This window comes from Campylobacter sp. S4:11 (genome assembly GCF_024723695.1).
GTDB classification, from domain to species: Bacteria; Campylobacterota; Campylobacteria; order Campylobacterales; family Campylobacteraceae; genus Campylobacter_D; species Campylobacter_D jejuni_C.
The window spans coordinates 45,417-57,673 of record NZ_JANQDC010000011.1 but is presented as its reverse complement, the minus strand read 5'-3'; the positions used below and the strand labels follow the sequence as shown (position 1 = coordinate 57,673).

The following is a 12,257-nucleotide window of genomic DNA, read 5'->3' as shown; positions in this document are numbered from 1 at the left end:
GGGTGCGTTTTTGGGCTTAATTGCAGCTAAGATTTTAAGAATGAGTGCTTTTAGAGGACAAGATGAACCTTTTGTAATGGAAATGCCAAAATATAGAATGCCAAATTGGAGCTTAGTATGGTTTATGGTGTTTAACAAAGCAAAAATGTATTTAAAAAAAGCAGGAACATTTATTTTGATAGCTTCTTTGCTTATTTGGTTTGCGAGCAATTTTCCTGCACAAGAAAATAATGCTCAAGATACTTTAACTCAAGAGCTTCAGATAGAAAATAGTTATCTTGGACAATTTGGTAAAGCAATAGAGCCTATTTTTGCACCACTTGGCTTTGACTGGAAACTTAGTGTATCTTTGGTGAGTGGTTTAGCGGCTAAAGAAGTGATGATTTCTACTATGGGTGTGCTTTATTCTTTAGGTGATGAAGTTGATGAGACAAGTTTAAATTTACAAGAAGCTATAAGAGAAAACATCCCTCTTAGTACAGCAGTAGCTTTTATACTTTTTGTTATGATTTATAATCCTTGCTTTGCAGCAACTATAGTTTTTGCTAAAGAAGCAGGAAATAAAAAATATGCATGGTATCTTTTTATATTTACATCTTTATGTGCGTATTTGGTTGCATTTATAGGGATCAATATTGCTAAATTGATAATTTAATCATCTTTATGATGATTAAATTTCCATTTTTTGCTCTAAGGAGTGTTGCCAAAAAGCTATTTCAAGTCTTATGGTAGTGTAAAAAATTTCACTTAATTTTTTAAATTTTTCTTCACTAATGCTATCGGTATAAGAATTAAAAAAGTCTTTAAATTCTTTGATTTCATCTTGAAATTCTTTTCCCGCATAGGTTAAAATCCACTCTTTGTAAGGATGATTTTCTAAGCTTTTTTCACTAAGTCCTTTATAAATTTCTTCTCCTATATATGCATAACCTATAGCACAAGCACTCAAAGCACATAGCATATCCAAATAATCTCCATTTTGTCCCACACTTAGTAAGTACCTTGTATAAGCAATATTGGTTAAACTTTCATCTTTATAGTCTAGTTTTTCTACATCAATACCTAGCTTTAAAATACTTCTATGAAGTTCTAATTCTCCTTCTAAAGTGTAGTTTTGATTTTTAATGGCAAAATGAATTTCTTTAGTATTGTTCGCATTTAAAGCAAGTAGGGCATAACACTTTGCATAATTATTTAAAAAGATGTAATCTTGTTTAAGATAAAATAAAAATATATCTTTTTCTAAAGTGCCATTTTGAAGTTTTTTTACAAATTCATGATGGATATATTGATCCCAAGTTTTTTTATTTTCATTTATAAGTTTATCCAAAAGCATCAATTTCCTTTGTTAAAAATTAAGCTTTTATTTAAACACAGATAGTTAAATTTTTCGTAATAATCTTTAATTTTTGACTTTTTAAACAAGAAATTTATTTTTTTATTGTAAAATGTGGTTTAATTTTTTAAACTAGGAGATAAAAATGGCAATTTTTGATGATGTAAAAAAAGTAGTTGTTGAGCAACTTAGTGTTGATGAAGATGCAGTTAAAATGGAATCTAAAATCATTGAAGATTTAGGTGCAGATTCTTTAGATGTTGTTGAATTAGTTATGGCTTTAGAAGAAAAATTTGATGTAGAAATTCCAGACAGTGATGCTGAAAAACTAGTAAAAATCGAAGATGTTGTTAATTATATAGAAAATCTTCAAAAATAATTTTAATAAGGAGTGCGGTTTGAAACGCGTTGTAGTAACAGGTATAGGAATGATCAATGCTCTTGGTTTAGACAAAGATAGCTCATTTAAAGCGATTTGTGATGGTAAAAGCGGCGTTGATAAAATCACTCTTTTTGATACCACTGATTTTCCAGTGCAAATTGCTGCTGAAGTGAAAAATTTTGATCCTTTAAGTGTTTGTGATGCTAAAGAGGTTAAAAAAATAGATCGTTTTATACAACTTGGTATTAAAGCAGCAAGAGAAGCTATGGAAGATGCTAAATTTGATGAAACTTTAAACAAAGAAGAATTTGGTGTAGTTTCAGCAGCTGGTATAGGTGGTTTACCAAATATAGAAAAAAATTCTGTTACTTGTGCACAGCGTGGACCACGCAAAATTACTCCTTTTTTCATACCATCAGCTTTAGTTAATATGCTTGGCGGGATTATTTCGATCGAACATGGATTACAAGGACCAAATATCTCATGCGTAACTGCTTGTGCGGCAGGAACTCATGCTATAGGCGAAGCTTATAAAAGCATAGCTTTGGGTAATGCAGATAAAATGCTTGTAGTAGGCGCTGAAGCAGCCATTTGTGCTGTAGGTATAGGTGGCTTTGCTGCTATGAAAGCTCTTTCTACTAGAAATGATGATCCAGCTAAAGCTTCAAGACCATTTGACAAAGAAAGAGATGGTTTTGTAATGGGCGAGGGTGCTGGTGCTTTAGTGTTTGAAGAGTATGAGGCTGCTAAAAAGCGTGGAGCTAAAATTTATGCTGAGTTGGTAGGTTTTGGTGAAAGTGCAGATGCGCATCATATCACTTCGCCTACTTTAGAAGGGCCATTGCGTGCTATGAAAAAAGCTTTAAAAATGGCAGGAAATCCAAAGGTAGATTATATTAATGCGCACGGAACTTCTACTCCGGTAAATGATAAAAATGAAACGGCAGCTATTAAAGAGCTTTTCAAGGATCAAATTCCTTTAGTTAGCTCTACAAAAGGTCAAACGGGGCATTGCTTAGGTGCTGCTGGAGCAATTGAAGCTGTTATTTCTTTAATGGCACTTGATCAAGGTATATTACCACCAACTATCAATCAAATCGTAGCAGATGAAAATTGCGATCTTGACTATATACCAAATACTGCAAGAAAAAGTGAAGTTAATGTAGTAATGAGCAATTCTTTTGGTTTTGGTGGAACAAATGGTTGTGTGATTTTCAAAAAAGTAGATTAATATGGCTTCTTATTTAGATTTTGAAAAAAATATTCAGCAAATTGATGAGGATTTAGCAAATGCTAAAATCAAAGGCGATGATGAAGCGGTAAAAATTTTAGAAAAAAATCTTGAAAAAGAAACTCAAAAAGTTTATAAAAATTTAAGCGATTACCAACGCTTGCAGCTTGCAAGACATCCTGATCGTCCCTATGCGCTTGATTATATTCAAGCTATATTAAGTGATGCTTATGAAATTCATGGTGATCGTGCTTTTAGAGATGATCCTGCTATTGTGTGTTATGCAGGTTATATAGGTGGTAAAAAAATTATTGTTATAGGTGAGCAAAAAGGTAGAGGTACTAAAGATAAACTTCATAGAAATTTTGGTATGCCTCATCCTGAAGGTTATAGAAAAGCTCTAAGAGTAGCAAAAATGGCTGAAAAATTTGACATACCAGTATTATTTTTAGTGGATACTCCAGGTGCTTATCCGGGAGTGGGTGCTGAAGAGCGTGGTCAAAGTGAGGCTATAGCTAGAAATTTATATGAATTAAGCGCTCTTAAAACAATCACTATAGCAGTAGTTATAGGCGAAGGTGGAAGTGGTGGTGCTTTGGCTATAGGAGTAGCTGATAAACTTGCTATGATGAAAAATTCAGTTTTTTCTGTGATTTCACCTGAGGGTTGTGCTGCTATTTTATGGAATGATCCATCAAAAAGTGAAGCTGCTACTAAAGCCATGAAAGTAACTGCTGATGATTTAAAAACCCAAGGTTTGATCGATGATGTCATCGAAGAGCCAATGAGTGGAGCTCATAGAGATAAAGAAAATGCGATTAAAAATTTAAGTGATTATGTCTTAAAAGCTATAGAAGAATTAGAACAATATGATAAACGTGAATTAGCAGCATTAAGAATGCAAAAAATCTTTAAATTTGGAGCTTTTTCTGAATAATTTGCATTTTTATGCAAATTTCAACTTTTTTTAAAAAAACTATTGTATAATTACAACTTCAATTCAGTGGTTGGATAGCTCAGTCGGTAGAGCAGCAGACTGAAAATCTGCGTGTCGGCAGTTCGATTCTGCCTCTAACCACCATTCATTTTCTATTATAAAAATCATCTAATTCTTGAAGTTCATTTTCGTTAAATCCTGCTTGAATTCTAGCTGTTTTATTATATACTTTTCCTAAAAGATTAAATTCCTTATATTTAGCACAAAGATCAAGGTAGTTATCATTTTCATTTTTTGCATAATTCCACCAAAAATCTCCTTTATTTACATGTTTAATCTCATCATTTAATATAATGGTAAAAATTTCACCAAATAAACTTTTTATAGGATGATTGGTTGTATTTAATTTTTCTAAAACAAAAGGATTAGCATCAAGTCCTTTTGCTTCAAGTCCTCTATGCACTATGCCCATTCTATGAGCAAGATTATCTTTGGTTAAGAATAAGGCTTTTTCAAGATTATCATGAGCATGGAAATCTCCATATTTAAAACCAAGTTCATTTAAAGTTTTTTCTAAAAGTAAAAAATGCTTAATTTCCTCATCAGCTACCTCAAGCCAATCTTGGTAAAATTTCAATGGTAGGTTTTTAAATCTATAACTAGCATCCAAGGCTAAGTTTATAGCACTATATTCTATATGTGCAACTGAATGTAAGATTTTAGCTAAAGACAAAGTGCTATTTGCTTCTTTTGGACGCCTTATTTTCATAGGATGAAGGATTTTAACTTGTGAGTTTTCACAAATGATCGCCTCATGGGAATGATTAAAATCATACAAATTAGCTTTAAAATTTTCATAAAATTCATTAAATAATTCAATCTTTTTAAAAATATCTTTATGATATAAAATTTTTTCTAATTCTTCAAAGAAATTTCTTTTCATTTTTAAACCTTGTTAAATATTATATAAGATAAAAAAGTATAATATAAAAATTTTGAAAATTTAAAAAGGTTTGCTAAAAATATGTTTAATGTCATACATGCTCTATTTTTTAGAGAGCTAAAGACAAGATTTGGTATTAATAAATATTTGGGCTATTTTTGGGTAATCGGTGAGCCTATGATGGTTGTTTTGGTAATTACTTCTATTGTATCAGCTATTAGAGAATTTCATCATCAAATCATGCCTGAGGGTGTTTCTATCTTTTTATTTTTAGCAGTAGGGATTATACCTTTTTTTATGTTTAGAAGCATTATTACACAACTTTTAAATGGTATAGGTGCAAATTTGGCGCTATATGCTTATAAGCCAGTAAGACCTATACATGTTTTTATTGCAAGAGCATTGCTCGAGTTTTGTATCTATTTTACTATTTTTATTTGTGTGATGTTTTTAGCAGGTTGGTTTTTGCATATGCAAGTTATACCTAAACATTTTTTAGAAGTGATGTTTTCGCTTTTTTTACTTGTGGTATTTGGTTTTGCTATGGGGATGTGTTTTGCTATAGCAGGACATTTTGCAGAGCCTTTAAAAATGGCTTTAAATTATTTAAATATAGTTTTATACTGGACAGCTTTAGTAGTATTTCCAGTATGGATAGTTCCAAAACCTATTTTAGATATTTTATATTATAATCCACTTTTACATATTATGGAGCTTTTAAAATATAATTTTTTTCAAAATTATCCATTACTTGATGATTATAATTACTACTATCCTATTATATGTTTGAGTGTGATTTTGTTTTTTGGTTTGTTTTTTTATTATTTTACTAGAGAAAAGTTGATAGCGGTACGATGATAAAATTAGTTAATTTAACAAAATCTTTTCCTTTACGCAATGGTGAAAGACATTATGTTTTTAAAAATTTAAGTTTTGAGTTTCCTGAAAATTGTAGCATAGGTTTAATGGGGCGTAACGGTGCTGGAAAGTCTACCTTAATGAAACTTTTAAGCGGGTCATTGCTTCCTGATAGGGGTAAGATTATAACCAATAAAAAACTCTCTTGGCCTCTAGGCTTGGCAGGTGCATTTCAACACAGACTCTCAGCAAGGGACAATGCGCGCTTTGTAGCTAGAGTATACGGTTACAAAGGAAAGGCTTTAGAAGAAAAGATTAAATTTGTTGAAGATTTTGCTGAGCTTGGTAAGTTTTTTGATGAGCCTATGAATACTTATTCAGCAGGTATGAGCGCTAGAATATCTTTTGGCTTAAGTATGGCTTTTGATTTTGATTATTATTTAATTGATGAGGCAGGTGCTGTGGGAGATCCTAAATTTAGAGAAAAAAGCTCTAAAATCTATAAAGAAAAATTAAGTCAGTCAAAAGTCATCATGGTTTCACATAATGTAGCTGAAATTAAACAATGGTGTGATAAAATTATATTCATGCAAGATGGACAAGCTACTATATATGATGATGTAGATGAGGGTATAGCGGTGTATCAAGGAAAAATAAATGCAAAATGATTTATTAAAAAAGTTTAAAAATTTAAAGATACTTAACTCTTTTAAAATAGTGTTAATTTTGACAGCATTTGTTGTATTTTATTATGTTTTTATAGCAGCAAATCGTTATGTGAGTGAAAGTATTTTAAGTGTGAAATCAACCACAGGAGATAGCGGAGCTATCACCGGAATTGCTGCATTTTTGACTAATAATTCTTTTTCAAGCGAGGATATAACTTTCTTAAAATCTTACATTCATTCTTTAGATATGTTAAATATTTTAGAAGAAAAAATTCAAATTCGTGAGTTATATCAAAAACAAAAACTTGATTTTTTTTATAGTATTTCTTCATCGGCTGACCAAGAGGATTTTTTAAAGTATTATCAAAATCGTGTTAAGATTATTCAAGAAAACTCAGCCAATGGGCTTTTGCGTGTAGAAGTTGAAGGTTTTGACCCGCAAAGTGCACATTTAATAGCTTCAACTATAGTTAAAGAAAGTGAAAAATTTATCAATGAAATTTCACATAAAGCCGCAAGAGATCAAATGCAATTTGCCGAAGAAGAGCTTTTGCAGTTTAAAAAAAGATATCAAAAGGCTAAAGATGAACTTTTAGCTTTTCAAAATAAATATGGAGTATTTGATCCACTCAAACAAGCAGAAGGCACTCTAAAACTCATAGCCGAACTTGAATCAAAAATAGCAGCTAAAGAAGCTGAGCTTTTGATGATGCAAAGTTATATAAATGATAATGCACCGCAAATTGTTACTATAAAAAGTGAAATCACAGCTTTAAAAAAACAACTTCAAAAAGAAAAATCTAAAGTTTCATCCCCAAAGTCTTCTCAAAAACTTAATGATCTTGCGGCTAAATTTCAAGATCTGACTATAGAAGCAGGTTTTGCAGAAAGTGCTTACACAGCTGCATTAAAAGCTTATGAGAGCGCTAGGATAGAAGCTTTAAGAAAGATAAAACAAGTGGTTATAGTGCAAAGTCCAAGTTTACCTCAAAGTGCTAAATACCCAGAAGCTTTGTATAATATACTCACAGCTTTTATGATTTTATCTTTGATTTATGGAATTGTTAAATTTATTAAAATGATTATAGAGGAGCATAGATACTAATGAAAAAGATATTTTTATTTTTACTTTTACCTTTGTTTTTATTTTCTGCGGTAGATGTTTCTCAAATTGCAAAAATTCAAAATCAACCATTAGCTCCATCTTTAGAGCCACAAATTATAAATTATGATAATAACCAAAGTGATTTTAATCAAACTCAAGCTTCGATAACTAAAGTTTTTGGTGCACATTTATTTAATGGTAATTTTACTAAATTTACTCAACATGTTTATAACCCTGATTATAAACTAGCAGTAGGCGATAGGATTAATGTAAAAATCTGGGGTGCGGTAGAGTTTATACAAACTTTAACAGTAGATTCTCAAGGAAATATTTTCATACCAAAAGTAGGAGCAATTAATCTTTTGGGTGTGAAAAATAGTGCTTTGGTACAAGTTATTACAAAAGCTATTAATAAAATCTATAAAAGCAATGTCTATGTATATGCAGATATGGATATTTATCAAAATGTATCGGTATTTGTTACAGGAAATGTAAATCAACCAGGTCTTTATCAAGGACTAAGTTCAGATTCTATCATACAGTATTTAGATAAAGCTAGTGGTATTAATTTAGAATATGGTAGTTTTAGAGATATTCAAATTTTAAGAGATAATAAAGTCATTAAAAAGGTAGATTTATATGACTTTTTACTTAAAGGTCAGCTTGATCTTTTCCCTTTTAGAATGGGCGATGTGATTTTAGTAGGTAGTGTGCAAAAGTATGTTTTTGTAGAAGGAGATGTGCAAAAACCTTTTAGATTTGAGCTCAGTAATGATATTTTAAATTTAGAAGATATAGCAAAAGTTGCAGGAGCTAAGCCTATAGTAACTAATGCTGTGGTAAAAAGCTATAGAGATGATCATAAATTACATGTAGATGCTTACAGCAAAAAGCAGTTTTTAGGCGTGAAATTATATAATGGTGATGAGATAGAGTTTAGACCTGATTATACTGCGCAAAATATTAGCATTAGTATAGAAGGTGAGCATAGTGGTTTACATTCGGTGGTGATAAAAAAAGGCACAACCTTAGCTGAACTTGCTAAAATGATTACAGTTAATGATCAATCAAACATTAATGCCTTGCAAGTTTTTAGAAAAAGTGTAGCAGCTACCCAAAAACAACTTATTGAAGCCCAGCTTAAAGAGCTTGAAACACTAGCTCTAACAAGCTCTTCGGTTAATGCTGAGCAAGCTAGCATTAGAGCTACTCAAGCTAAAACGATTTTAGAATTTATTGCGCGTGCAAAGCAAGCTCAGCCAAAAGGGCAAATCGTTATAGATAATGTCAAAGCGTATAATTCTATAGTATTAGAAGAAGGCGATGTGGTGAATGTACCTAGTAAAAATAATCTTGTTTTAGTTCAAGGTGAAGTTTCTATACCAGGTGCATTTGTGTATATGGATAAAGAAAAATTAAGATATTATATCAACCTAGCAGGTGGTTTTAGCGATAGAGCAGATATATCAAGGGTTTTAGTAATTAATGCTAATGGTAAAGCAACTAAATACAGCGGTAGAAGCTCAGCAGATATCAAAGCGGGAGATTCTATTTTAGTTTTACCAAAAGTAGATAGTCAAAATTTACAAATCTTTAGCATGTTAACACAAATTTTATATCAAATAGCTATTGCAACTAATGTAGTGTTAAATATATAGGAATTTAGATGAGTCAAATCGATGCGATTAAAATAGCCAAAGAAGTTTTTGAGATAGAATCAAAAACGATTTTAGATTTATGTGATAACTTAGATGAAGATTTTAATAAAGCAGTTGAGTTGATTTTATCTATTAAAGGCAGATGTGTAGTAAGTGGCATGGGCAAATCAGGCCATATAGGAGCTAAGATAGCTGCAACCTTAGCTAGCACAGGTACTCCAAGCTTTTTTATGCATCCGGGTGAAGCATTGCATGGAGATCTTGGTATGCTCACAAGTGAGGATGTGCTTTTAGCTATTTCAAATTCAGGAGAAACTGAAGAGGTTTTAAAACTCATACCAGTGATTAAAAAAAGAAAAATTCCTTTAATTGTCATGGCAGGAAATCAAAACTCTACCCTAGCTAAACAAGCTGATATTTTTATAAACATAGCAGTAAAAAAAGAAGCTTGCCCGCTTCAGCTTGCTCCAACTTCATCTACTACGGCTACTTTAGCTATGGGTGATGCTATAGCAGTGGTTTTAATGAGGGCAAGGAAATTTAGACCTGATGATTTTGCTTTATTTCATCCAGGGGGTAGTTTAGGTAGAAAGCTTTTAACTAGGGTGGGTGATTTGATGGTGTCAAATAATCTACCTATAGTAAGCCCTGAGAGTGAATTTAATGAGTTAGTTGATGTGATGACTAGTGGTAAGTTAGGACTTTGTATAGTGCTTGAGAATGAAAAACTAGTTGGAATCATCACAGATGGAGACTTAAGAAGAGCATTAAGAGCAAATGATAAGCCAAGATTTGATTTTAAAGCTAAAGAAATCATGAGTGAGAGTCCAAAAACCATAGAAGCAAGTGCTATGGCAAGTGAGGCAGAAGAGCTTATGCTAAAACATAAAATCAAAGAAATAGTTGTCATTCAAGATGAAAAAATAGTAGGTATTATACAACTTTATGCGATAGGTAGTGTGTGAGTTATCATTAAGAAAGGATATAAATGAAAGTATTGATTTTAGCAGGTGGTCTTGGAACAAGGCTTTCTGAGGAAACGGGTTTAAAGCCAAAACCTATGGTAGAAATAGGTGGAAAACCTATTTTATGGCATATAATGAAAATTTATAGTCATTATGGGTTTAATGATTTTATTATTTTAACGGGATATAAAGGGCATATTATAAAAGATTATTTTATAAACTACTATACACAATATAGTGATATAACGGTAGATATGTCAGATAATTCTGTTCAAATTCATAATACTAGACATGAACCATGGAGAGTAACTATGCTTTATACTGGGCAAGATTCTATGACAGGTGGTAGGATCTTGCATGCTAAAGATTATGTGGGCGATGAGACTTTTATGCTTACTTATGGTGATGGTGTTAGTGATGTAAATATCAATGAACTAATAAAATTTCATAAAAATCACGGTAAAGCTATCACAATGACTTCTGTGCTTCCTGAGGGAAAATTTGGCGCTTTGGATATTGATAATCCAACAAATCGTATAAAAAGTTTTACAGAAAAACCAAAAGGTGATGCTAGTTTAAATAATGCAGGATGGATAAACGGTGGTTTTTTTGTATGCGAACCTAAGGTGTTTGACTATATCAAAGAAGGCGATATGACAGTTTTTGAGCAAGCACCATTAAAAAATTTAGCTCAAGATGGTGAGCTTTATAGCTACCAACATCATGGTTTTTGGAAATGTATGGATACTTTAAAAGATAAAAACGATCTTACAAAAATGTGGATGGAAAATAAAGCTCCATGGGCTTTATGGAACAATTAAAAATAAAGGGGATTGAATGAATTCTGATACATTAAAACAAGATATTTTAAATAAAGTTAAAGAGTATTATAAATTATATCATGCAAACAAACAAACTCAGTTTATAGAAGGAAAAACTAAAATAAATTATGCAGGGCGTGTTTTTGACGAAAAAGAAATGGAGAATTTAATCGATAGTTCATTAGACTTTTGGCTCACTGCTGGAAGATACTCTGAGCAGTTTGAAAAAAATCTTGCTAATTTTTTAGGAGTAAAATGGGCCTTTTTAGTTAATTCTGGTTCATCTGCAAATTTATTAGCCTTTTATACCTTAACTTCGCCATTACTAAAGGAAAGACAAATTAAAAGAGGCGATGAAGTTATAACTGTAGCTGCAGGATTTCCAACAACAATTGCTCCCGTTGTCCAATATGGAGCAGTTCCTGTTTTTGTTGATATGGAATTACAATTTGCTAATGTTGATGTAACTCAACTTGAAAAAGCTTTAAGTTCTAAAACCAAAGCGATTATGATCGCACATAGCTTGGGCAATCCTTTTAATATTAAAGCTATTAAAGAGTTTTGTGATAAAAATAATCTTTGGTTGATTGAGGATAATTGTGATGCATTAGGTTCTAAATATGATGATAAATATACTGGTACTTGGGGAGATATAGGTACAAGTTCATTTTACCCAGCTCATCATATAACCATGGGAGAGGGTGGAGCTGTTTATACTAACAATCCTTTGCTTAAAAAAATTATATTATCTATGAGAGATTGGGGGAGAGATTGTTGGTGTAAAGGAGGAAAAGATAATACTTGTGGTTGTCGCTTTACCCAGCAGTTTGGAAGTTTACCAAAAGGGTATGATCACAAATATGTATATTCTCACTTTGGTTTTAACTTAAAGGCTACAGATATGCAAGCTGCGATAGGTTGTGCTCAGCTTGAAAAGCTTCCTGAATTTATAGAAAAAAGACAAAAAAATTATCAAAAATTATATAATGGACTAAAAAATCTTAGTGAACTTCACTTAGTAGAAACACAGCCAAATTCTCAACCAAGTTGGTTTGGTTTTATGATTACTCTAAAAGATGGTGTAAAATTTACTCGTAACGAATTTACTAGTTTCTTGGAAGAATGTAATATTCAAACAAGAACATTATTTGCGGGTAATATTATAAGACATCCTGCTTTTGATTCTTTAGAAAAGGACAAAGACTATAGAGTGGTAGGAAATTTAGAGGTAACAGAAAAAATAATGAATGATAGTTTTTGGATTGGAGTGTATCCAGGGATGAGTGAAGAAATGATTGAATATATGATATGCAAAATTCAAGAATTTTGTGCAAAACAAAAGTAAGTTGGAGA

13 protein-coding genes and 1 tRNA gene are annotated in these 12,257 nt (G+C 31.6%); 12 read left to right on the top strand and 2 right to left on the bottom strand.

Annotation, left to right across the window (positions count from 1 at the left end):
* On the top strand, nt 1-655 hold a 655-nt coding region (locus CAMP5053_RS05360; RefSeq protein WP_337217427.1), incomplete at its 5' end, for a nucleoside recognition domain-containing protein.
* A gap of 15 nt (nt 656-670) precedes the next feature.
* Here CAMP5053_RS05360 and tenA read toward each other — a convergent pair.
* Nucleotides 671-1,336, bottom strand: a complete 666-nt coding sequence (gene tenA, locus CAMP5053_RS05355) for a thiaminase II (RefSeq protein ID WP_263667090.1) — start codon at nt 1,334-1,336, stop codon at nt 671-673.
* A gap of 145 nt (nt 1,337-1,481) precedes the next feature.
* On the opposite strand from tenA, the gene acpP reads away from it, so the two are divergent.
* The 4 genes from acpP (at nt 1,482) to CAMP5053_RS05335 (ending at nt 4,030) form a co-directional block, all read left to right on the top strand.
* The gene (gene acpP / locus CAMP5053_RS05350) at nt 1,482-1,715 is read left to right on the top strand and encodes an acyl carrier protein (protein WP_039617517.1); all 234 of its coding nucleotides are present in this window, start codon (nt 1,482-1,484) and stop codon (nt 1,713-1,715) included.
* A 19-nt stretch (nt 1,716-1,734) separates the two neighbouring features.
* Complete coding sequence (locus tag CAMP5053_RS05345; RefSeq protein ID WP_039627924.1) at nt 1,735-2,949, top strand: beta-ketoacyl-ACP synthase II; 1,215 nt, start codon at nt 1,735-1,737, stop codon at nt 2,947-2,949.
* Nucleotide 2,950: 1 nt separating this feature from the next.
* A complete protein-coding gene (locus CAMP5053_RS05340) occupies nt 2,951-3,886 on the top strand; it encodes an acetyl-CoA carboxylase carboxyltransferase subunit alpha (protein WP_087700711.1) in 936 nt (311 codons plus the stop codon).
* 68 nt (nt 3,887-3,954) lie between these two features.
* Nucleotides 3,955-4,030, top strand: a tRNA-Phe gene (locus CAMP5053_RS05335).
* 1 nt (nt 4,031) lies between these two features.
* Here CAMP5053_RS05335 and CAMP5053_RS05330 read toward each other — a convergent pair.
* Nucleotides 4,032-4,829, bottom strand: a complete 798-nt coding sequence (locus tag CAMP5053_RS05330; RefSeq protein WP_261529584.1) for a ferritin-like domain-containing protein — start codon at nt 4,827-4,829, stop codon at nt 4,032-4,034.
* 81 nt (nt 4,830-4,910) lie between these two features.
* Between CAMP5053_RS05330 and kpsM the strand changes: the two genes are divergently transcribed.
* From kpsM to rfbH, 7 genes are read left to right on the top strand one after another with little or no spacing between them, the layout of a single operon-like run.
* A complete protein-coding gene (gene kpsM / locus CAMP5053_RS05325) occupies nt 4,911-5,687 on the top strand; it encodes a capsule polysaccharide transporter KpsM (RefSeq protein ID WP_087700713.1) in 777 nt (258 codons plus the stop codon).
* Nucleotides 5,684-6,355, top strand: coding sequence for an ABC transporter ATP-binding protein (locus CAMP5053_RS05320; RefSeq protein ID WP_087685146.1), 672 nt, complete (start codon nt 5,684-5,686; stop codon nt 6,353-6,355). Before kpsM ends, CAMP5053_RS05320 begins: the two co-directional genes overlap by 4 nt.
* Nucleotides 6,345-7,460 carry a capsule biosynthesis protein gene (locus tag CAMP5053_RS05315; protein ID WP_214135666.1) on the top strand — a complete coding sequence of 372 codons (1,116 nt, stop codon included), beginning with the start codon at nt 6,345-6,347 and terminating at the stop codon, nt 7,458-7,460. Before CAMP5053_RS05320 ends, CAMP5053_RS05315 begins: the two co-directional genes overlap by 11 nt.
* The gene (locus CAMP5053_RS05310; protein ID WP_337217426.1) at nt 7,460-9,118 is read left to right on the top strand and encodes a polysaccharide biosynthesis/export family protein; all 1,659 of its coding nucleotides are present in this window, start codon (nt 7,460-7,462) and stop codon (nt 9,116-9,118) included. The genes CAMP5053_RS05315 and CAMP5053_RS05310 overlap by 1 nt, the downstream gene beginning before the upstream one ends.
* Nucleotides 9,119-9,126: 8 nt before the next feature.
* The gene (locus tag CAMP5053_RS05305) at nt 9,127-10,083 is read left to right on the top strand and encodes a KpsF/GutQ family sugar-phosphate isomerase (RefSeq protein ID WP_442863256.1); all 957 of its coding nucleotides are present in this window, start codon (nt 9,127-9,129) and stop codon (nt 10,081-10,083) included.
* 23 nt (nt 10,084-10,106) lie between these two features.
* Nucleotides 10,107-10,904, top strand: coding sequence for a glucose-1-phosphate cytidylyltransferase (gene rfbF / locus CAMP5053_RS05300; RefSeq protein ID WP_337217425.1), 798 nt, complete (start codon nt 10,107-10,109; stop codon nt 10,902-10,904).
* A gap of 16 nt (nt 10,905-10,920) precedes the next feature.
* Entirely contained in the window at nt 10,921-12,249 is a 1,329-nt protein-coding gene (gene rfbH / locus CAMP5053_RS05295; protein ID WP_337217424.1) for a lipopolysaccharide biosynthesis protein RfbH, read from the top strand.
* Nucleotides 12,250-12,257: the final 8 nt, after the last annotated feature.